Origin of the sequence: Burkholderia sp. 572 (genome assembly GCF_040545135.1) — a bacterium.
Classification (GTDB): domain Bacteria; phylum Pseudomonadota; class Gammaproteobacteria; order Burkholderiales; family Burkholderiaceae; genus Burkholderia; species Burkholderia cepacia.
Window position 1 is genome coordinate 71,403 of sequence record NZ_JBEPLH010000015.1, and the last position, 18,863, is coordinate 90,265.

An 18,863-nucleotide genomic window follows, 5' to 3' on the forward strand; every position below is an offset into this window, starting at 1 on the left:
TCCTGCCGGACCCTGAACCATCACCGGGCGGTCCGGCCCGCTCGGCGGCTTGATTTATTGCATTCTTGCGGCGCGTGCGCGCGTGACCGAATACTGCAGCGTCGACGGCTGCAGCATCGCGTCGAAACTCACCGGCTCCTCGGCCGGGTGCACGACGAGCAGCGCCTGGATCGCGAAATAGAGCGCGTTGGTGGCCTGCTCGTTCAGCTCGAACGTCACCTGCACCTGCTGCAGGCGCGGCTCGTGGCGCGCGATGGCCTGCTGGATCGACTTGCAGATGAACGCGCGGTCGTAGTGACTCGCCAGGCTCAGCCCTGCGAAATCGTTCAGCCCGTAGGTCAGCACCGACTTCTGGCACTCCGGCAGTGTGGCCAGTTCGTTCTCGGTGTGGGCGATACGGGTGTTGAGGATCGCCTCGACGTCGCGGGCGACCGTGTTCTTGAGCTCGTCCAGCGACAATTGCCGCATCGCTGCCGAGGCCGGCAGGTGCGGTTCGTCGTCGAACAGCTTGTCGAGAAAACTGGGTTCGAATCGTTTCATAAGGGCCTGTTTCCGCTAATAACGGGCTTGCGAACGTGTGTTGCCGGTCGTAGTGCAAGGAGTGAGGAGCGCCGTTTGGCCGAGCCAAACAAGCGACGAACGACGCCGCAATACGGCCGGCAACGCACGTTCCCCTGTTTGAAAAAATCATTCGTGGGGCTGGCCCCCAGAAGGGCCGATCGCCGCGTCACGCTCCTCGCGAATACGTCGAGTATTCGCTTCGTCGCAATCCTTGCGCTCGGCCCTTCTGGGGGCCAGCGCAAGCCCGTTATTAGCGGAAACAGGCCCTGATTCACAGCGAAAACGGCAACGGGACGACGAGCGCCCCGTTGCCGCAACCGACCTTAGACCGCGTAGGTCTTGTCGTTCTTCGTCAGACTCCAGGCGCCTTGCGTGTTGCCGCCCTGGTTGCCGCCGATCTTCTGCTGGGTTTGCTTCCACTGCACGGCTGCGTACTTCAGCGAGAACGTCTCGAGCGGCAGACCTTCCTCGCGAACGCTCGGGGCGATGCTCGAGATGATCACGTACTTGAGCTTGACTTCCAGATACTGCACGCGCTTGCCTTCACCGTCAGCGCGCGAGAAATGAACCGTCACCTCGTCGAACGTGGTACCGCCCGAAGCGTGTTGGTACAGCAGCGGGCTCGACGAATCGATTTCCTTCGTGAAAATCATGTCGCCGTGCTCGCAACGCGTCATCGTGTGACCGCCAGCGGTCGATGCGGTTGCCGAACGCGGCTGAACGATCGAGTGATCCCACGATTTCAGTTCGATCCAGCCCTGGTGGTCCTTGTCCGCGGACTCGCCCTTCACCGCGGGACTACCAAACTGCAAGTGCATATGTAACATGGCCCTTCGACTCCCCAAAGAGGTGGTTTTAACGTCCTACCCAGGCGGCCCGCCCGGGCGATTTACTCGCTTATGAATTTGCCGGTTTGGGCAGATCAGCGACAAGTCGCAGAGAAATCGAGAGTTCGTCGAGCTGAAAGTGCGGGCGCAGGAACGCGACCGAACGATACGAGCCCGGCTTGCCCGGAATCTCCGACACTTGTATGGATGCCTCGCGCAGCGGGAATTGCGCCTTCTGTTCCTGCGACGCGTTGTCGTCGAGCAGGACGTACTGCGAAATCCACCGGTTGAGGAAAGTCTCCACGTTCTGCGCCGATGCGAAGCTGCCGATCTTGTCCCGCATCATCGCCTTCAGGTAGTGCGCAACGCGCGACACCGAGAAGATGTACTGAAGCTGGGCGGACAGGACGGCGTTCGCATTCGCGCTGTCGGTGCTGTATTTTTTCGGTTTCTGCACCGATTGCGCGGCGAAAAACGCAGCGTAATCCGAGTTCTTGCAATGAACGAGCGGAATGAAGCCGAGGTCGCTCAGTTCCTTCTCGCGGCGATCGGTGATCGCGATTTCGGTCGGGCACTTCAGCGCGACTTCACCGTCGTCGGTCTTGAACGTGTGGGTCGGCAGGTCCTCGACGAGGCCACCGCCTTCGACGCCGCGGATCGCCGCGCACCAGCCGAAGTCGTCGAATGCGGCCGTCAGGCGCGCAGCGAACGCCCACGCGGCGTTGCACCACAGGTACTTGTCGTGGTCGGTGCCGTCGACGTCTTCGACGAAGTTGAAGTTCTCCGCGGTCTGGCCGTCCTTCGGATTGAACGGCAGGCGACCGAGGAAGCGCGGCAGCGTCAGGCCGACGTAGCGGGAATCTTCGGCGTCGCGGAACGACTTCCACTTCGCATATTCGACCGTATCGAACACCTTGCCGAGATCACGCGGCTTGCCGAGGTCGGAGAACGACTCGAGGCCGAGCAGCTCGGGCGACGCCGACGCGATGAACGGCGCATGCGCGGCCGCCGCAACGTGCGACATCTGCTCGATGAAGTACATGTCTTCCGGCTGGCGCGAGATCTCGTAATCGCCGATCAGCGCACCGAACGGCGAGCCGCCGAACGTGCCGAATTCCTCTTCGTAGACCTTCTTGAACAGCGCGCTCTGGTCGAATTCGCTCGCGCCCTTGAAGTCGCGCACGAGGTCGCGCTTCGGAGCGTGCAGCGCCTTGATCTTGATCGTCTGGCCGGTGTTGCTTTCCTTGACCAGATAGTCCATCCCGCGCCACGTGCTTTCGAGGCGCTGGAATTCCGGTGCGTGCATCACCGCGGAAAGCTGCGTGGAAATCAGGCGGTCGAGTTCCGCGACGCGCGCGTCGATCGTGGCCGACAGGTTGTCCGACACGATCACCGTGCCGTCGAGCACCTGGTGCACGAGTTCGCCGATCAGGTCCTTCGCACGCGCATGCTCGGAATCGGATTTCGCGACCTTGCTCTTCTCGACGATGTCGTCGAGCAGCGAAGTCCCGGCGGCGTATTCCGCGCCGCTCGCTTGGGCCGCAGCCGTTTGCTGGTTCATCTCAACACTCCGTCGTCATTCGCCGTCTTTGTCGCCGCCGGTGCCCTTCGCGAGCTCCTGCAGCTGCTGCGTGTTCTTCAGCACCTCGGACAGCAGATCCTCGAGCTTGTCGTTGCCGGCGAGCTTGTTGCGCAGGTCGGCGAGCTTCGAGCGCGCCTCGAGCAGGCGGCGCAGCGGCTCGACCTGTTCGACGACTTCGTCCGGGCTGAAATCCGACAGCGAACGGAACTTCAGGTCGACCGCAAACTTGCCGCCACCCTCGCTCAGGCGGTTTTCCACCTGGAACGCGGCACGCGGCTCGATCGCCTTCATCACGTCGTCGAAATTGTCGCGATCGATGTTGACGAACTTGCGGTCGCGCAGCTTCGGCTGCTCAATTTCGGACTGGCCCGCCAGATCGCCGACGACCCCGACGACGAACGGCAGTTCCTTCACCTCGATCGCATCGCCCTTCTCGACCTCGTAGGTCAATTGGACGCGCGGCGGCCGTATTTTCTGCAAGCTTTTCTGAATGCTTTCTTTCTTGGCCATCTCGACGGCTCCCAGGTTAGTTGTGGTTATCGCGTCAGTTGCGGTCAGTTGCGCAGTGCACCGAACGGGTCGCCGCCCTTCGGCGCGGCGCCGCCCGACGACGTGTTCGTCGGCGGCACCGTAGCGGTGGTTTCGGCGGCCGGCGTCGTGCCTTTCTTATGCACGACCGTGCGGGTCCTCTTGATTCGGCCGCTGGCGCGGGGATTCGTCTCCGGCGGGAACAGCGCCGATTCGCCCAGCGTGTCGCGCAGTTGCTTCGCGAGCGCCTGCGCATCGGACTTCGCGTCGCCCGCGAGCGACGAATCCTGACGCAGCTCGCCGAGCGACTGCGTCGCGATCCGCAGGCCGGCCACGGCCAGCACGCTCTTCGCCTGACGGTCGGTCGCGTCGCGCTGCAGCGCTTCCTGCGCGGCAACGATTGCCTGACCGTAGTGGTTCTGTGCGAACTGGATTTGCGCGATGCGCGACCACGGCTCCTCGCGCGTCGGATCCGACTTCGCGAGCTGCTGATACAGGCCGAGGGCCTTGTCCTGGTCCCCCGCCTTCGCAACTGCGTCCGCATCGGCCAGCGACTTGTTGAACACCTCTGCAGTCGGCGGCGCGGGAGGCTGGCTCGCACAACCGGCGATCACGCCGCAAGCCACTACTACCCCAGACAGTTTTGCGAAGAGACGGTCTTTCATCGTTATATCCACCGGCGCGTGAGTTTTAAATCGTTGAGAATCTGGTTCTTTTGCTTTGCAAGAAGCGCGCGGGTATAGTACCGATCAATTTTTCATAATTCAATCGTCGTGTGAAGAGTAATTCCTTTTAAAACCGGGCGCTACCCCCTCCAATGGCCGCTCGCCGCGGGCTCGCAGCGATTTTTCTTTCGGCCGGAATGGGCAAGTTTTACTGGTTGCACGACGCGCCGCCGGGGTGGCGGAAAAAATTTCCGGACGCTCGCCACGACGCGGGCGTGCTTAATAGTTGAACAGTGCAATGCCGGGGATACGCAACGAGCGCGGAAATACCCGGCAGATTTGACAGGGATAAAGGCAGCACGCCGGAAATACGATGAGATCGTTGATGATTCGCTACGCGCTGCCGCTGGTTGCCTGCGCCCTTCTGGCCGGATGCGCGGCCGCCCCGCTGCTCGGCTCGGCCGCGAGCGCCGTGATGTCCGCCGCCGGCATCGGCAAGCCCGAGGTGCCCGACGCGCAGAAGCCGCCGCGCAGCCTCGGCATCACGCTCGCCGCGGCGCCGAACCTGAACGCCGCGACCGACAACAAGCCGCTCGCGCTCGTCGTGCGGCTCTATACGCTGAAGGACCCGACGTCGTTCCAGCAGGCGCCGTTCGACGCATTTACGGATCCGACCAAGGAAAAAGCCGCGCTGGGCGCGGATTTGCTGAACGTGCGTGAAATCACGCTGATTCCGGGCCAGCGCTATACGGCGACCGAAAAGGTTTCGCGCGAAGCGCAAGCGTTCGGCATCGTCGCGCTGTTCCGCGATCCCGCACTACAACGATGGAAACTGACGTTCGACCCGGTGAAGTCGGAGAAATCCGGCATAATCATCGGCCTGCATAATTGCGCGATGACGGTCACCGATGGCACCGTCATCGCACCGCAACAGGGTGCGCCTTCGCAACCGCTGAATTTGCTTTCTTCGGTCTCCTGCGGTTAAACATGACGCACGAATGTCAATTAACAAGAGTTAACAATTGGCGATTTAATTCGGGTACGAACGAATCGATTACATCGCAACGCGACATTAACCGGATTTGACATGAGTTATTCGGCCAAGGTGCTGTGGGGGGAAGGGCTGTTCCTCCGGCCTCAACACTTTCAGCGACAGGACGCGTACCACGAAGCGCGCCTGTTCGAATCGATCCAGGCGATCCAGCCGTACAACTGGGGCGTGCGCTCGGTGCGCATCGACCGTGATGCGCTCGGCAGCAACGTGCTGCGGGTGGCCGAGCTCGCGCTCGTGTTCCCGGACGGCGCGCTGTATGCCGCACCGCAGGCCGACGACCTGCCGCCGCCGATCGCGCTGGACACGCTGCCTGACGGCATCAACGAATTCGTGTTCTATCTCGCGCTGCACCCGCTGCGCGAGAACGGCACCAACTACAGCGACGATCCGGCCGCCGGCTTCATGACGCGTTTCGTCAGCGAGCAGACCAGCGTCGGCGACAACTTCACCGACGCAGCCGAAGCCGACATCACGTTCCTGAAGACGCAGGTCAAGCTGATCGCGCACAGCGAACCGCGCGACCAGCTGCTGTCGGTGCCGCTCGTACGCGTGCGCCGCACCGCGACGTCCGGTTTCGAGATCGACGACAGCTTCGTGCCGCCGTGCCTCGCGATCGACGCATCGCCGATCCTGCACCAGCGGCTGCGCCAGCTCGTCGATGCGCTGCAGGCGAAGGTGAACGCGCTGTACGGCTTTCACCGCGAGCCGTCGAAGAACATCATCGAATTCCGCTCGGGCGACATCGCGTCGTTCTGGCTGCTGCACACCGCGAACGCCGCGTTCGCGACGCTCGCGCACCTGCACCAGCACTCGGCGCTGCACCCCGAGCGGCTGTTCCAGGAACTGCTGCGCCTCGCGGGCCAGCTGATGACGTTCTCGAAGGGCTACACGCTCGCGGACCTGCCGGTGTACCGCCACGACGATCCGGGCCCGAGCTTTGCGCGTCTCGACCTGATGCTGCGCGAGCTGCTCGACACCGTGATCTCGACGCGCTACTTCGCGATCACGCTCGACGAGGTGCGCCCGTCGTTCCACCTCGGCCGCCTCGATTCCGGCAAGATCGACGACAAGACCGAGTTCTACCTCGCGGTGTCCGCGGACATGCCGAGCGTCGAGCTCGTCGATGCGGTGCCGGCCCGCTTCAAGGTCGGCGCGCCCGACGACGTCGACAAGCTCGTGCTGTCGGCCATGCCCGGCGTGCGGCTGTCGTACACGCCGCAAGTGCCGCCCGCGATTCCGGTGCGCCCCGGCGCCTGCTACTTCGCGCTCGATTCGCGCGGCGCGCTGTACGAGCGCATGCTGCAGGCCCAGTCCGCGATGATCTACGCGCCGACTGGCATCAATGACCTGAAGTTCGAACTGATCGCGGTCACATCATGAGCTACGCGCCTTCCCTGTTCGGCGACAACGCGCCGCCTCCCCTGCATACCCCGGCGTCGACGGACGCCTCGTTCCAGGCCCGTTCGCTGCTCGACCTGCTGTACGACGGGTTCTTCATGCTGTTCCTGCTCAAGAACGGGCGGGAACCGGATAGCGCGAGCGAGTTCAGCACGCGGATCCAGGAATTCCTGTCGGACTTCGAGCGTGGCGCGAAAAAGCTGAATATCGCGGCCGAGGATGTGTACGGCGCGAAGTTCGCGTTCTGCGCGGCCATCGACGAGATGGTGCTGTCGTCGCAGTTCAAGATCCGCACGGACTGGGAACGCCGGCCGCTGCAGCTCGTGCTGTTCGGCGAGCAGCTCGCGGGGGAGAAGTTCTTCCAGTATCTCGAGGAAGGTCGCGCGCAGGGTGCGGCGCGGCTGCAGTCGCTCGAGGTGTTTCATATGTGCCTGCTGCTCGGGTTCCAGGGCAAGTATCTGCTCGAAGGGCCGGAGAAGCTGGCTTACCTCACCGCGCGGCTGGGGGACGAGATCGCGCATATGAAGGGCAAGCGGGCGCCGTTCGCGCCGCATTGGCCGTTGCCGGATCAGATCGCGCATCGACTCAAACGCGAAGTGCCGGTTTGGGCGATCGGGGCGGTTTTTGCGCTGGTGGCGCTGCTCGGGTATCTCGGGCTCAATACGTATCTGAAGGACAAGACGCTGCAGGCGTTGGCGCCTTATTCGCAGGTCATCAAGGTCGGGCCGGAGTCGGCCAATTTGACGATTTCGCTGCCTTGAGGGGCGGAGGTTTCTCGGCCTCGCTTCACGATGAGAAAGGACCGCCCCGGCGGTCCTTTTTTGTTGCGACGTCCCATTCGTCGTGCTCGCGGCTACTCGCCGTTCGAATCCAGATCGAGGAAGTCGTCGTGGCGATCGAAGTGGTTGAGACAGCGGACGAGGTCGTCGATCGACACGCCCGGTTTCTGACGACAGGCCAGATCGACGACGTCCTGGAAGTGCTCGCACGAGTAGCGGAATACGTAACCGAGCTCAGTGACACGTTCGGGGTAGCGCTCGCGATCCTCGTCGTCGACCTGTACCTTGTCGCCGATATAGATCGTCTGCCGCGGACACCAGTCTGCATCGCCGTCGTTTCCGTACACATCGTATTGCCACGCCGGATCGTAGCCCTCCGGCCGTTCGGCCTTCGCTCGCACAACCGCGATGAAGTCGGCAAGCGTGAACGCCCTGTTCTTGAAATCTTCCGGGCCGCGAATCTGCAATCCGATGCGCTCGCATTCGATACGCGCCAGCAATCGTTCGGCCCTGTCACGCTCGCACGCCAGCAGGCCGGCATCGAGGTCTCGTGCCGCCGCAAGCGCCCGCTCCAGGAACGGACGCGCCGATCCACTGCGTGACGTCTCGCACATCAGATCGCCCAGCGCGACGAGCGACTGGGCGAGTGCAACGCGATCGCCCTCCTGCTCGGCCTCGGTCAGCGCAAGATGCAGCACGGCTTCGCCTCGATCCGTCATGCCATGATCGAGCAGCATCAGCGCCTTGCGAAAGGTCTGCCGCGCACTCATCGCGACGCCTCGTTGCCGGGCAGATCCATCCAGACGTCTTCGTAGCCGGCGTCGTCGATGATGAAACGCGCGCCGGGCGGCAGCATCAAATAGGGCAAGACGAGCGGCAGGTAGGTGGGCAGATGTGCGGCGTGCAGCGGCTGGTAGAAATCGGGCGCGTCCGAATATTCGCCGCAGTGGAAAAACCAGCCGATGTCATCGCCTTCCGACAGCGCGATCCGCGTGCCATAGACAGGCATCCGCCCGAGCGTCGATATCGCGACCGCAACCTTGTGCTCGGGTTCGGCAGCGCGCAGAGCGTATCGCGCACACATGGCCTCCTGGCGCTCACGCCACTCGGCCGGATCATTCGTCAGGTTCATTTCCCGCCCCCTCCATGGCGCCCCGCATCGACAGAAAGGCCGTGAAACTGTCGGATACCGGCGTCGTCTCGCCCGTCTCGTGCGACCAAAGGACGACGGCCGGCTCGCACGATGCCGCTGTCCGGTCGTAGTCGAAGCAGTAGTAGTCACCTGTCCCGAACTCGGCAAACGGCAACAAGTGCGAGAAATCGGCATCCGTATGGTCGAAATTGTCTCGCCACGCGCGCCAGCCTTCGTCGTAGCGCCGCACGATCGAATTCCACGTCCTGCGCGGATTGCGCGCATCGAAGACGGGGAACACGGGCAGTCCGCCGAGCGACCGGCCGTTGTTGAGAAGCAGCCATGCGGCGAACGAACGCGGCAACGCGCGGCCGAGTAATGCTTCGGCCGCTTCGATCTCGGCCACGGTCGTGCCGATGGTCGGCGTGGGGGGCATCGGTTGATCTTCCTGTCGGTATCCCCGACATACACGGGTTCGATTTTGCACCGTCACGACTCGAGCCACCAGTCGAGCAGCGTTTCGTCGTCCGGATCCTCGAAGTTCCGGTAGATGTTCGCGTAGTACCAGGCAAGGCCGGTTCTTGCCGTGAAGCCGTCGAAGACGGCGCGGATTCGCTCGCCTCCCGCACCGGACGGCACCGATAACGCGAGCGAGCCGCCGTAACGACCGTCGAGCGTACCGCCCAGTTCGGATTCGACCTCATCCGCAAGCCGGTTGATGTCGCGATCCGGAATCGCGTCGCCATAGATCTGGATGCAGTAGTTTCCGCCGCGCTTCAGTACCGTGGCAGGACGATCGGGGTCATCCATGCGGACAAGATCGCCTTTCGCGAGATTCAGCGCCAGGCCAGGCGATGCCAGCAATTCGTAGATGCCCGGCTCGACCTGGCGCGCGGGAAGTTCTTCATGAACCGGTGCATCTCCGGAGCTACCTGCGTAGACGTGGATCAGGTCGTCATCCTGGTCGGGGTCAAGCATTTCGTTCTCGCCGTACGTAAGACCGTGTTTCAGTCAATCACTTGTGTCACCCGGGGCTGCCTGCGGATTGGCCTGCGCATTGCTTGAGACTGCTCGCCCGCACTCACCCGCCGACCATCTCCAGGAACACCAGCGCTTCCGCATCGGGCAGCGCCTCGCCTATCCGCGCCCGGACTTCAGCAAGGAATGCCGGGCGGATTTCATACGTGTCGTCGACGATGTCGCGTGCGTACTTTCCGACGTACAGCTCGCACCAGATACACAGCGCGTGGGCGAAGTGCGTGAGGGATGACGCAACGCGCAATGGTGCCCAGGAACCCGCGCCGTGGCGGTCGAACAGCACATCGCCTCCCGGGACGACGATCACGGGATCGCCGCCCATCTGACCCAGCACGATCCAGTCGTCGTGCCATCCGGACAGACGCCGGCCAGATGCGTCGACACGATAGCCGGTCTGGCCAAGCGCGAGACTCGCCTGGTTGCCGTACAACAGGAGGTCGTCAGCGGTCCAGGGAATCGACAGATCGACATCGTCGAGTGCGCTGAACCATGCAGCAATTTCATCGCTCACGGAGAGGGAGCTCGTGGGTGTTGCATGGTCGGGCGCAGGTGCGCCGATGCTTGCGTGCACGCCCACCGTGTCGCGAATATCGACGATGAACTGCTTCAGATCCCGATCGTGCATCGTGCCTCCCGGCGACATCGCGCCTTGTCGAATCGCTTGCGAACGATACCGGTCTCGGGTCTCTCCGTCAGCCGCATGCCGACACTTGAATTCACCGAAATCGTCGATGGAGTCATCGGTCGCTAAACGACTTGCGACCTTCGCATCCCGGACAACGTAATGCGCCGCAGGATTGCCGAGATAGACGGTGCCAAAAATGCATCCTCCTCGAGAAATCGAACGAGCGGATTGGCTGCAATCAGGGTGTCCCGCCAGGATTTCATGATGACGTGTGGCAAACCAGGTCGTCAGAACAGGATGAATTCATCGTTCTCTACGTAAAAGACGAATGCGTCGAGCAACTGCGAAACGCTCGGTTCGTCGATTTGGTCGTGGGCGTTGATCACGATATCTTCGATCGTCGCACTATTCAGCGTGACGCTCCAGCCGGGTTGCAGCGCGATCGAGGACGATGCATCGTCTTCGGCATGTTGCGCGTCTGCCGAGAACGCGCCCTCTGTATCGAGCGTCCACGGCTTCGGTGGTAGATGGAGCCAGCCAGAGAAGTCGCCGGGCGTTTCGAGGATCTGCTTCAGGCTGACTACGGTCGTCAGGTCGGTTGTTGCGAGCATGGGTTGTAGGGGTGGGAGTGACGTTTGGCGGTGCGGATGGCACGGCGTCGTGACATGCACGTGCGATATCGTCGGTAGATTCGTGTGAGCGCCGCAAAGCACGTACGTAGTTCGTCAGCATCACGGAATCGGACATCAGCGCTCGCGCACGGTACCGCAAAAGGTCGTGATTATGCCAATGAAGCGAGGGGCGAAACCTGCCACCATTTTTGTGGGTGTAGCGATCGAACAACGTGTTGGCTGCCCGCTGCGGCTGGCCATTCAGACCGGTTGGCCGAAATAAACGACCTCGAACATGTCGACCCATCGGTGGAATGGTTCCGGCAGCGCGTTCAGCAAATCGCTTTTCCCTGCAATTTTCGCATCGGACGCGAACACGACTTCATTGACTTTGGGATCGCCATAGACGGTCAGCACGACGAGGCCCCCACTGCTTCGCGTGAACGCTGCGCGCCGACAAGGCCCCGGGTCTTCCACATCGTCGAAGAATTCGACACCCGATGCAGTCAAGTCTGTCTCCCGGCATTCGAAGTATCCCCAGTCCGCGATCCGGACCGGACGATCCCGAAAAGCCGCTTCGAGGGATGGGTAGTGAGTCGTCATATGTCTCAATGAGATTCGCTCGCAACGCAGGATCGCGACCATCAGGTTCAGCGAGGCGTGTGTAAGCCGACGGCCTGCGGCACGTGGTCGGCACGCTTGCCGCGCTACCCCATCCCAAAGAGCGAATCGACAACGTTCCTGATCCACGTCTTGACATCACCCCAGGCGATTTTCTTTTGCGTCGTAATTTTTCCGATAAAAATTATCGACCACACGACGGCGAGACCTGCGGCGACACATAGGCTTAAAAATGAAAATTCACTCATTGGAATGAACGCGTTCAAATTTCTTCGCGATGTACGCATGCGACATGAGTGTACGTGAGGTCCAGAGGTCTCTGGCCGAGCACTATGGCATCGATGTATCACCCGACTTCATCGAGACGGTTACTGAAGGGCGATCGCCAAAGCGCTGAGTTGGCAGAACCGTCCGCTTGACGCGATGCATCAGGTATTGCTCTTCGACTCGCTGCGGATCGAGGAGACCGACGGCGCTAAGTTCCGGCTTCAGGCGGGTACCCGGAATCCGCAGCACTTCGATGGCAATACTTCGAGGCTCGGCGCTGTCGGCCAGTTAACGTGTCCGACGCCACGTCGCCTTGTCGGCTTCGATATCGACTCCCTGCCCATCCGTAGGCTCGCTTCGCCACATGACCAGTACATGATGAGCCCAACCGGTCAAGCAGCTCTGCTCTGATACTCGCCAAAACACTTGTCGCAAACAGCAACGAGCCCGTCGAAGACGGCCGCATGCTGATCCTCGAAATCCGATCCAAACGGCGCATCACCAGGCTCCGGCAAACCGAACTGTTTCGCGACCTCGGTCGAAACAAAGTACGAAATGTCGGCGAGTCCGTCTCCCAGCCAGTCGATGTCGTAACGGAGAATCTTCAAGCGCCTCGCGTCCGTTTTCATGTCGGCGCCGATATCGCTCGAAACATGTATCACCCCGGTTGCGCCATGCGATTTACACAGTATCCGGCCCATGTCTCATCCTATTGTCGTTTCCCATTCGCAACTAGAGCGAATCGATGACGTTCCTGATCCACGTCTTGACATCACCCCAGGTGATTTTCTTTTGCCTGGTAATTTTTCCCATAAAAATTATCGACCACGCGACGGCGAGACCCGCGGCGACACATAGGCTTGAAAATGAAAATTCACCCATTGGAATGAAAGCGTTCCAATTTCTTCGCGATGTATGCATGCGACTATTTTTTCGAATCACTGCGGATCGAGATCCGCGACGACGGCGTAGTCGGCAACAAGGCCGTCTATCCAGACCGACGGGCAGGAGCTTATCCGATCTTTTGTGTGAGGCATAAACCGAGAGCCAAGGAACCACTTTTATGCCACGCAAACGCAAGGAGGAAGTGACGATTGAACCGGGCACGACGGCTTGAACCTTGACCCGGCACTGATCAAGCAACTGGTGCCCGGGACACTGAACCGGTCGACGATCAACGAACGGCTTGCAGCAGGCCAGCCAATCCGCGTCCAGGCGTCCAACTCCGTGCAATCCACTTTCATCATCAATTTGCTGCCCCTGAAATCGGAGTGAATTTCGAGTGATTTCGCCCGTCACTCGCGATACCCGCGCAACAACTTCTTGCGCGACTCCCCACGCCTTGTACGACGCCTCCCGCCAATCACGCGGCCGGCCGCCCCCGCCCTGCTGAAATCGATCTCAATCAGGGCCAATTCGACTTCCGGCGCGGCGCGGTTGCGAGTAGTGTCTACATGCCCGTATTCCGGCCGCCCCCGGGTTCGACCGATACCCGGCGCTCACCACACACGACACTGACCTCTGGAGATCTGCGATGAAACGTTCGAAGTTCCTGCTGTCGGGCCTGCTGCTCGCGTCGGCCCTCGGCTTCACGGCCGTCGCCGCGCACGCCGACGACCTGCTCGACTCGGTCAAGAAAGCCGGCGTGCTGCGCGTCGGCCTCGAGGGTACGTACCCGCCGTTCAACTCGCGCGGCACGTCCGGCCAGCTCGAGGGTTTCGACGTCGACGTCGCGAACGCGGTCGCCGGCAAGCTCGGCGTGAAGACGCAGTTCATCCCGACCGAATGGAGCGGCATCATCGCCGGCCTTCAGGCCGGCAAGTTCGACGTGATCGTCAACCAGGTCACGATCACGCCGCAGCGCAAGGAAGCGCTCGACTTCAGCGAGCCGTACACGTACTCGGCCGCTCAACTGATCCAGCGCAAGGACGACACGCGCAACTTCAAGTCGCTCGACGATTTCAAGGGCAAGAAGCTCGGCGTGACGCTCGGCACCAACTACGACCAGATGGCGCGCACCGTGCCGGGCATCGAGGTGCAGACGTATCCGGGCGCGCCGGAGAAACTGCGCGACCTCGCCGCCGGCCGGATCGAGGCGACGCTCGACGACCGCCTGATGCTGCCGTACATGATCAAGACGTCGAACCTGCCGCTGCGCGCGGGCGCAGTGCTGAACGGCGGCAAGCAGGAAATGGCGATCCCGTTCCGCAAGGGCAACCCGAAGTTCGAGAAGGCGATCAACGACGCGCTCGACTCGCTGCACAAGGACGGCACGCTGAAGAAGATCTCGATGCACTGGTTCGGCAGCGATGTGACGGTGCCGGTCGCGCAGTAAGCGGCCCGACACTTCAACGCGTCACGCCATTCGTTTCGGTGAATGCGTGACGCGCCCCCTCAAGCCGCTTCGTCGAAGCGCGCCAGCAGCATCTGGCCGATCGGTGTCAGCGCCGGGCGCGCGGCCACGGCGTTCATGCGCATCTGCGTATCGTCGACCAGCCGCTTCTCGACCAGCACGGCGAAGGCCGGATTCGACGGATCGACGCTGTCCGGCGCACGTGCAATGCGCAACAGCATCGAGAATTCATGCGGACTCAGCATGGTCCCTGTCTCCTGATCGTCCGCGATCCGGTTCGAACCGGCGTCGATCGTCTTTTCGAATGAAATGGCGCGTGGCACGACTGCCGCGCCGCCGGGAGCGAGATCCCGGCAGGCCTGCCTGCGACGCGGGCACGTCGTCGCGAGCGGGTTGCGCACGCCCCGGCTCCGGCGATGCCGCCGCGACGGGAACGTGCAACGTTATGGGCGCACGATGACGCGACCATGACAGGAAAGCGGGGCGCAAGACAGCGTGCGTTACATGCCGCTTCGATTCGATGCCGATTCCATTGACGAAGACGGATCGCATCGCATGCATGGCCGGCGGTTGCCTGCTCGCCGGTTGTTTCGCGCCCTTCATCGCGGGTCGGCCGAATACGGGAACCCGCCGCTTGCCGATCCGCTCGCATGGCGCATGCAGCGCGCGACCACGTTCACCGCGCGCCCGAGCGTCATCCCGACGAGCACGCCCCATACCGCGAACGACAGCATCACGAAGCCGCTCGTCGCCGCCCACGCCGCGTGCACGGCGACCGCGTAATGGATGCCAGTTTCGGCGACGAACGTCAGCATCAGCGTGACGAGCAGGCTGGCGTCGCCAGGCAGGCGCACGCGCAGGCCCGACGACGCCGGACGGTACTCGAGCCGCCACCGGCTCGCGTGCAGCCAGCCCAGCGCCGCACCGCTCACGACGGCTCCCAGCGCAATCGCGTTCGCGTCGATGCCGGCATGCGGAAAGAGTCCGTTCAGGCCGACGATGCCGAGCATCCCGAACGCCACCGGCGAGATCAACGGTCGGGCCGCCGGCACCTCGCGCGGGAAACAGCGCTTGATGCCGATGTAGAGCAGCACGCAGAACATTACGTACACGTAAGGCTTCAGGTGAAGGAGCGCGGACATGGTCGGAGCCGCCTGGTCGGAGTGGACACGGCAACACCGTACTGCACCGCTCAGGCAGACGGCACGGCTTGCGACGGGCGGCCGGAATTTGCGGACGAGTTGCGCGTCGCGGCGATGATCGTCCGGCGAATCTGGACGAATGACGCGCCACCGAAGCCGGCCGCCTGCGACGTCCGAGCTGAATGGTCCGCCCTCCCCCGCCAGCCGGCGCTTCGTGCTCGACGCGCAACCGGCTACACCCCGTGTCCTTCCGCAGCGCCTTCCACTACACTCGTGGCGGAAACCGGCCAACCGTCGGCAGCCGACGCGCTTCGTCGAAGCCGCGCGCCGTTCGTCGCAACGCGCGCGTTATCGGCCCGTCCGGCAGTAAGGTCAGGCCATCGGCGCATCGCGCGCCCACCTTCACCCGACACCATGCGAGCAACGTCCGACCCGTCGCCGATTCCACAGCCGCCCGCCGGCGCCCCGCCGCGGCTGCTGCGCGATCCGTCCGCACTGCTCGCCTTCGCGTGCTTCAACTCGATCGTCGGTCTCGGTTTCTGGGCGATCCATTTCAACGAACCGCTGCTGCCCTACCTCGTCGTCGCCAACACGATCGGCTTCTGCGCGCTGCTGTTCAGCCACGCCGCCGACCGGCTGCTGCCGCGCAAGCCGGGGCTCGCGCTGAAGACCGTCGTGATTGCACCGGCCAGCGTGCTCATCGGTTTCGAGATATCGGCAGCGATCGTCCGCGGGAACGTGCCGCACGTGTTCGGGCGCGCCCGCCTCGGAACGTGGGACAACTACGGGCCGTCGTTGCTCATCTCGGCGATCCTGTTCGTGTGCGTATCGTTGTTCCTGCAATCGATGCGCATGCGTGCGACGCTCGAGACCGAGCGCCGCGAAGCCGCCGAAGCGCGCCAGTCCGAGACCGCCGCGCGCCTGGCCCTGCTGCAGGCGCAGATCGAGCCGCACTTCCTGTTCAATACGCTCGCGAACGTGCAGAGCCTGATCGAGCGCGACCCGGCCCGCGCGTCGACGATGCTCGACAGCCTGAACCGCTACCTGCGCGCGAGCCTGCGACGCACGCGCGATGCGACGTCCACGCTCGGCGAGGAACTCGAACTCGTTGAAGCACTGCTGAAGATCGCATCGATCCGGCTCGGCGAGCGGCTTTCTTATACGATCGACGTGCCGGCGGACCTGCACGCGCTGCCGTTCTCGCCGCTGCTGCTGCAACCGCTCGTCGAGAATGCACTGCTGCACGGGATCGAGCCGTCCATCGACGGCGGCGTGATCGTGATTCGCGGCAGGATGCGTGGAGACAGGCTCGAACTCAACGTGATCGATACGGGCGTCGGACTCGGCAAAAGCGACACCCGCCTGCATGGCGGCATCGGGCTCGCCAACGTCGCGGCGCGCATCCGGACACTGCACGGCGAGCGTGGCCGCGTCCGCGTCGAAACGAACGCCGCCGCCGCGCATGGCGTCACCGCTACCCTGCTGATTCCGATCGACTGACATGCCGACCGCCCTCATCGCCGACGACGAACCGAACCTGTCCGCCTCGCTCGCGCAGCGGCTGGGGCAGCTCTGGCCCGAACTGGAAATCGTTGCGATGCCGCGCAACGGCATCGAAACGCTGGCCGCGCTGAATGCGTCGCCACGCCCGGACATCGCGTTTCTCGACATCCGGATGCCCGGTATCGACGGGTTGAAGCTCGCTGCGCTGGCGCCCGATGTGCATGTCGTGTTCGTCACGGCCTACGACGAATATGCGGTCGACGCGTTCGATCGCGCGGCCGTCGACTACCTGTTGAAGCCGGTGACGGACGAGCGGCTGCTGCGGTGTATCGCGAAGCTTCAGCGCGGCGGGCCGGCGCTTGCGCAGGCCGATGCGCTCGCGCAGGCGGCACAAGCAAGAGAAGCGGTGCCGATCCGCTGGCTGACGGTAGGCGTGAAGGATGCGACGCGGCTCGTATCGGTCGACGATGTGCTGTATTTCCAGGCGTCGGAGAAATACACGGAAGTCGTCACGGCTGGCGAACGGCTCGTGATTCGCACGCCGCTGAAAGAGCTGATGCAGCGGCTCGATCCGGAGCGGTTCGCGCAGGTGCATCGCGGCGTGATCGTTGCGTATGCAGCGATCGATCGCATCGAGCGCGATCTGCTGGGACGGTTGCGGATTCGCGTGCATGGGCAGCGGGAAATGCTGCCCGTCAGTCGTGCGTATGCGGGGTTGTTCAGGCAGATGTGAGGAGCGTCTGCTTGCGGCACGCTTAACAAGGTCACGTTCCGACAACGCGTGAACGACACGTTGTCAAACCGCACACCATCCAACACAATCGCGCGATCAGGTTGCACTCGGCTGTATTGCCCCAAGTCGACAAGACACCCTCCCCACTAGCCGGCGCTGAAACGATGAAAACACTGCGTGGATTAACGACATGCGTGGTTGCAACGCTCGTAAGCGGCTGCGTCGCCACGCCTGATCTCATCGGCGAAAACACCGCGGGCATCGCGCCGACAGAAGCGACCGCGATCCTGGTCGTTGTGGACGGCAAGGCATTCGACAGGCCCGAGTACGGCAGCGAAGGGCACGCGTATCTCGCCGGACTGGGTGAAGGCATCCAGGCTGCACTGGCCGGTGTGCCGACGAGAATCGTCGAGCTGGACGAGATGAAGTTCGTGAATCCGGTACCTGCGGCACTGCGGGCCATGAGGCCGAGTCATACGATCCGCCTGTTCACGGAGTCCGGGACCACGCGTAACGGCACGCCCATCAGCGCGACGTGGCAAATGGAGGTATCGAATGTGACGACAACCCTCGTCCCGGCGACCGGCGACAAGCCGGGCGGTACCCGCTACACGATCAAGCCGATCTACAAGGCGCGCGCCGATGGGGAGACGTGTCTCGATTCGGACAGTCTCGCGAAGAAGTGTGGTGCGGCGATGGGAAAGATGTTTGGCGATACGCTGCGCGCCGCGCATGTGGTGCAGATGAGTGCGGGGACGGCCGCTCAGCCGGCCAACTGAAGGGCCGCGCGGGAATGACGAAGGGCTGCGCCATGCATCGCGCGGCCCTTCGCTGGACAGCGTGGCGGGCAACCGGGCCGAATCCGCTGTCACCTCGACTCGGCCGTCCCGGTCGTTCGAATCACGAGCGCCCCGAAGTCGGCAACGATGAAATCAGAACGGCACCACATGAGGTCTTGTGACCTTCGAACGCCGCATTCGCCCCCTCGATATCGAACTGCCCGTCGCCTTCGACGACGACGCACGGCCCATGTAACGGGCACGTGCAGCGGTCACCGACACGTGCGGGCGCACGCCCCATGACATCGCTGTTGGACGCGCCCGTCTCGACATAACCGCCGTGACTGTGGACGTCGCCCACTCGAATGATTCCTCGCATGATCGGTTATCCGGTCAGTAGGAATAGCCCTGCATGCCATAGCTGGTGTCGTGACGACGGCCCCAGCCGTAACGCTAGCCCGGCAGGCAGCACAGAGGAATCCACGGCAGCACGGGTTCCTCTTTTTTGGTCGAGCGTGCATCAGTTCGGCTGACGCGAACCCAAGCGACTCGTAAAGCAGCAGCGTGGCGACAAAATCCCGCAGGACATCAAGGCATATGCGCGCGTAATCTGGTCCCAAGCCTCGCGCAGGATGCGCTCCGCGATCCATCTTAAGACTGGCACT

General features: G+C 62.9%; 23 protein-coding genes and 2 pseudogenes. 8 read left to right on the forward strand and 17 right to left on the reverse strand.

Annotated elements, in window-relative coordinates; translation table 11 throughout:
* Positions 1-54: 54 nt before the first annotated feature.
* The 5 genes from tssE to ABIC51_RS26695 form a co-directional block, all read right to left on the reverse strand.
* Complete coding sequence (gene tssE / locus ABIC51_RS26675; protein WP_021161818.1) at positions 55-540, reverse strand: type VI secretion system baseplate subunit TssE; 486 nt, start codon at positions 538-540, stop codon at positions 55-57.
* A gap of 344 nt (positions 541-884) precedes the next feature.
* Positions 885-1,388, reverse strand: coding sequence for an Hcp family type VI secretion system effector (locus ABIC51_RS26680; RefSeq protein WP_006477093.1), 504 nt, complete (start codon positions 1,386-1,388; stop codon positions 885-887).
* A gap of 70 nt (positions 1,389-1,458) precedes the next feature.
* The gene (tssC, locus tag ABIC51_RS26685) at positions 1,459-2,949 is read right to left on the reverse strand and encodes a type VI secretion system contractile sheath large subunit (protein ID WP_006477094.1); all 1,491 of its coding nucleotides are present in this window, start codon (positions 2,947-2,949) and stop codon (positions 1,459-1,461) included.
* Between the two features lie 15 nt (positions 2,950-2,964).
* The gene (gene tssB / locus ABIC51_RS26690) at positions 2,965-3,480 is read right to left on the reverse strand and encodes a type VI secretion system contractile sheath small subunit (RefSeq protein ID WP_027788514.1); all 516 of its coding nucleotides are present in this window, start codon (positions 3,478-3,480) and stop codon (positions 2,965-2,967) included.
* A 44-nt stretch (positions 3,481-3,524) separates the two neighbouring features.
* A complete protein-coding gene (locus tag ABIC51_RS26695; protein ID WP_027788515.1) occupies positions 3,525-4,163 on the reverse strand; it encodes a tetratricopeptide repeat protein in 639 nt (212 codons plus the stop codon).
* Between the two features lie 373 nt (positions 4,164-4,536).
* Here ABIC51_RS26695 and tssJ point away from each other — a divergent pair, with 373 nt between their 5' ends.
* The 3 genes from tssJ (at position 4,537) to icmH (ending at position 7,376) form a co-directional block, all read left to right on the forward strand.
* A complete protein-coding gene (tssJ, locus tag ABIC51_RS26700) occupies positions 4,537-5,148 on the forward strand; it encodes a type VI secretion system lipoprotein TssJ (RefSeq protein WP_027788516.1) in 612 nt (203 codons plus the stop codon).
* A 102-nt stretch (positions 5,149-5,250) separates the two neighbouring features.
* On the forward strand, positions 5,251-6,597 hold the full coding sequence (gene tssK, locus ABIC51_RS26705) for a type VI secretion system baseplate subunit TssK (protein WP_011350756.1): 1,347 nt from the start codon (positions 5,251-5,253) through the stop codon (positions 6,595-6,597).
* Positions 6,594-7,376, forward strand: coding sequence for a type IVB secretion system protein IcmH/DotU (gene icmH, locus ABIC51_RS26710; protein WP_027788517.1), 783 nt, complete (start codon positions 6,594-6,596; stop codon positions 7,374-7,376). Before tssK ends, icmH begins: the two co-directional genes overlap by 4 nt.
* Before the next feature lie 92 nt (positions 7,377-7,468).
* Here icmH and ABIC51_RS26715 read toward each other — a convergent pair whose 3' ends face one another.
* The 8 genes from ABIC51_RS26715 to ABIC51_RS26755 form a co-directional block, all read right to left on the reverse strand.
* Positions 7,469-8,164, reverse strand: a complete 696-nt coding sequence (locus ABIC51_RS26715; protein ID WP_175862493.1) for a DUF7716 domain-containing protein — start codon at positions 8,162-8,164, stop codon at positions 7,469-7,471.
* On the reverse strand, positions 8,161-8,526 hold the full coding sequence (locus ABIC51_RS26720; RefSeq protein WP_034195822.1) for an immunity protein Imm33 domain-containing protein: 366 nt from the start codon (positions 8,524-8,526) through the stop codon (positions 8,161-8,163). Before ABIC51_RS26720 ends, ABIC51_RS26715 begins: the two co-directional genes overlap by 4 nt.
* Positions 8,510-9,031 carry an SMI1/KNR4 family protein gene (locus ABIC51_RS26725; protein WP_354006703.1) on the reverse strand — a complete coding sequence of 174 codons (522 nt, stop codon included), beginning with the start codon at positions 9,029-9,031 and terminating at the stop codon, positions 8,510-8,512. Before ABIC51_RS26725 ends, ABIC51_RS26720 begins: the two co-directional genes overlap by 17 nt.
* Positions 9,016-9,504 (reverse strand): DUF4265 domain-containing protein, encoded by a 489-nt coding sequence (locus tag ABIC51_RS26730; RefSeq protein WP_124673994.1) that lies wholly within the window; start codon positions 9,502-9,504, stop codon positions 9,016-9,018. The genes ABIC51_RS26725 and ABIC51_RS26730 overlap by 16 nt, the downstream gene beginning before the upstream one ends.
* A gap of 103 nt (positions 9,505-9,607) precedes the next feature.
* On the reverse strand, positions 9,608-10,189 hold the full coding sequence (locus tag ABIC51_RS26735; protein ID WP_175862494.1) for a hypothetical protein: 582 nt from the start codon (positions 10,187-10,189) through the stop codon (positions 9,608-9,610).
* Positions 10,190-10,476: 287 nt separating this feature from the next.
* Positions 10,477-10,800 (reverse strand): DUF7716 domain-containing protein, encoded by a 324-nt coding sequence (locus ABIC51_RS26740; RefSeq protein WP_027788523.1) that lies wholly within the window; start codon positions 10,798-10,800, stop codon positions 10,477-10,479.
* Positions 10,801-11,061: 261 nt separating this feature from the next.
* Entirely contained in the window at positions 11,062-11,403 is a 342-nt protein-coding gene (locus ABIC51_RS26745; protein ID WP_138143305.1) for a hypothetical protein, read from the reverse strand.
* A 677-nt stretch (positions 11,404-12,080) separates the two neighbouring features.
* Positions 12,081-12,389: a hypothetical protein gene (locus ABIC51_RS26755; protein WP_027788525.1), complete on the reverse strand. Its 309-nt coding sequence runs from the start codon at positions 12,387-12,389 to the stop codon at positions 12,081-12,083.
* A 362-nt stretch (positions 12,390-12,751) separates the two neighbouring features.
* Here ABIC51_RS26755 and ABIC51_RS26760 point away from each other — a divergent pair.
* Positions 12,752-12,882, forward strand: a pseudogene (locus tag ABIC51_RS26760) (IS256 family transposase); the annotation flags it as partial.
* 33 nt (positions 12,883-12,915) lie between these two features.
* On the opposite strand, the pseudogene ABIC51_RS40875 reads toward ABIC51_RS26760, so the two are convergent.
* Positions 12,916-13,044, reverse strand: a pseudogene (locus ABIC51_RS40875) (RHS repeat-associated core domain-containing protein); the annotation flags it as partial.
* Between the two features lie 178 nt (positions 13,045-13,222).
* Here ABIC51_RS40875 and ABIC51_RS26765 point away from each other — a divergent pair.
* The gene (locus ABIC51_RS26765) at positions 13,223-14,023 is read left to right on the forward strand and encodes a transporter substrate-binding domain-containing protein (protein ID WP_021161832.1); all 801 of its coding nucleotides are present in this window, start codon (positions 13,223-13,225) and stop codon (positions 14,021-14,023) included.
* 59 nt (positions 14,024-14,082) lie between these two features.
* On the opposite strand, the gene ABIC51_RS26770 is transcribed toward ABIC51_RS26765, so the two are convergent.
* Positions 14,083-14,286 carry a hypothetical protein gene (locus ABIC51_RS26770; protein ID WP_059522371.1) on the reverse strand — a complete coding sequence of 68 codons (204 nt, stop codon included), beginning with the start codon at positions 14,284-14,286 and terminating at the stop codon, positions 14,083-14,085.
* A 354-nt stretch (positions 14,287-14,640) separates the two neighbouring features.
* A complete protein-coding gene (locus ABIC51_RS26775) occupies positions 14,641-15,183 on the reverse strand; it encodes a hypothetical protein (protein WP_175901146.1) in 543 nt (180 codons plus the stop codon).
* A gap of 414 nt (positions 15,184-15,597) precedes the next feature.
* On the opposite strand from ABIC51_RS26775, the gene ABIC51_RS26780 reads away from it, so the two are divergent.
* The 3 genes from ABIC51_RS26780 (at position 15,598) to ABIC51_RS26790 (ending at position 18,198) form a co-directional block, all read left to right on the forward strand.
* Positions 15,598-16,683 carry a sensor histidine kinase gene (locus tag ABIC51_RS26780; RefSeq protein ID WP_175901149.1) on the forward strand — a complete coding sequence of 362 codons (1,086 nt, stop codon included), beginning with the start codon at positions 15,598-15,600 and terminating at the stop codon, positions 16,681-16,683.
* Between the two features lies 1 nt (position 16,684).
* Positions 16,685-17,419, forward strand: a complete 735-nt coding sequence (locus ABIC51_RS26785; RefSeq protein WP_027788530.1) for a LytR/AlgR family response regulator transcription factor — start codon at positions 16,685-16,687, stop codon at positions 17,417-17,419.
* A 164-nt stretch (positions 17,420-17,583) separates the two neighbouring features.
* Positions 17,584-18,198: a hypothetical protein gene (locus ABIC51_RS26790; RefSeq protein ID WP_175758764.1), complete on the forward strand. Its 615-nt coding sequence runs from the start codon at positions 17,584-17,586 to the stop codon at positions 18,196-18,198.
* 121 nt (positions 18,199-18,319) lie between these two features.
* Here ABIC51_RS26790 and ABIC51_RS26795 read toward each other — a convergent pair whose 3' ends face one another.
* Positions 18,320-18,577: a PAAR domain-containing protein gene (locus ABIC51_RS26795; protein ID WP_081078924.1), complete on the reverse strand. Its 258-nt coding sequence runs from the start codon at positions 18,575-18,577 to the stop codon at positions 18,320-18,322.
* Positions 18,578-18,863 lie beyond the last annotated feature (286 nt).

Bases quoted from the DNA above. Each gene is read 5' to 3' on its own strand.
- ABIC51_RS26795 (WP_081078924.1), bottom strand. From the start codon at position 18,577: ATGCGAGGAATCATTCGAGTGGGCGACGTCCACAGTCACGGCGGTTAT.
- ABIC51_RS26745 (WP_138143305.1), bottom strand. From the start codon at position 11,403: ATGACGACTCACTACCCATCCCTCGAAGCGGCTTTTCGGGATCGTCCG.
- ABIC51_RS26775 (WP_175901146.1), bottom strand. From the start codon at position 15,183: ATGTCCGCGCTCCTTCACCTGAAGCCTTACGTGTACGTAATGTTCTGC.
- ABIC51_RS26730 (WP_124673994.1), bottom strand. From the start codon at position 9,504: ATGCTTGACCCCGACCAGGATGACGACCTGATCCACGTCTACGCAGGT.
- ABIC51_RS26785 (WP_027788530.1), top strand. From the start codon at position 16,685: ATGCCGACCGCCCTCATCGCCGACGACGAACCGAACCTGTCCGCCTCG.
- icmH (WP_027788517.1), top strand. From the start codon at position 6,594: ATGAGCTACGCGCCTTCCCTGTTCGGCGACAACGCGCCGCCTCCCCTG.
- ABIC51_RS26790 (WP_175758764.1), top strand. From the start codon at position 17,584: ATGAAAACACTGCGTGGATTAACGACATGCGTGGTTGCAACGCTCGTA.
- tssE (WP_021161818.1), bottom strand. From the start codon at position 540: ATGAAACGATTCGAACCCAGTTTTCTCGACAAGCTGTTCGACGACGAA.
- ABIC51_RS26680 (WP_006477093.1), bottom strand. From the start codon at position 1,388: ATGTTACATATGCACTTGCAGTTTGGTAGTCCCGCGGTGAAGGGCGAG.
- ABIC51_RS26740 (WP_027788523.1), bottom strand. From the start codon at position 10,800: ATGCTCGCAACAACCGACCTGACGACCGTAGTCAGCCTGAAGCAGATC.
- tssB (WP_027788514.1), bottom strand. From the start codon at position 3,480: ATGGCCAAGAAAGAAAGCATTCAGAAAAGCTTGCAGAAAATACGGCCG.
- ABIC51_RS26780 (WP_175901149.1), top strand. From the start codon at position 15,598: ATGCGAGCAACGTCCGACCCGTCGCCGATTCCACAGCCGCCCGCCGGC.
- tssJ (WP_027788516.1), top strand. From the start codon at position 4,537: ATGAGATCGTTGATGATTCGCTACGCGCTGCCGCTGGTTGCCTGCGCC.
- ABIC51_RS26765 (WP_021161832.1), top strand. From the start codon at position 13,223: ATGAAACGTTCGAAGTTCCTGCTGTCGGGCCTGCTGCTCGCGTCGGCC.
- ABIC51_RS26695 (WP_027788515.1), bottom strand. From the start codon at position 4,163: ATGAAAGACCGTCTCTTCGCAAAACTGTCTGGGGTAGTAGTGGCTTGC.
- ABIC51_RS26715 (WP_175862493.1), bottom strand. From the start codon at position 8,164: ATGAGTGCGCGGCAGACCTTTCGCAAGGCGCTGATGCTGCTCGATCAT.
- tssK (WP_011350756.1), top strand. From the start codon at position 5,251: ATGAGTTATTCGGCCAAGGTGCTGTGGGGGGAAGGGCTGTTCCTCCGG.
- ABIC51_RS26720 (WP_034195822.1), bottom strand. From the start codon at position 8,526: ATGAACCTGACGAATGATCCGGCCGAGTGGCGTGAGCGCCAGGAGGCC.
- ABIC51_RS26735 (WP_175862494.1), bottom strand. From the start codon at position 10,189: ATGCACGATCGGGATCTGAAGCAGTTCATCGTCGATATTCGCGACACG.
- ABIC51_RS26755 (WP_027788525.1), bottom strand. From the start codon at position 12,389: ATGGGCCGGATACTGTGTAAATCGCATGGCGCAACCGGGGTGATACAT.
- ABIC51_RS26770 (WP_059522371.1), bottom strand. From the start codon at position 14,286: ATGCTGAGTCCGCATGAATTCTCGATGCTGTTGCGCATTGCACGTGCG.
- tssC (WP_006477094.1), bottom strand. From the start codon at position 2,949: ATGAACCAGCAAACGGCTGCGGCCCAAGCGAGCGGCGCGGAATACGCC.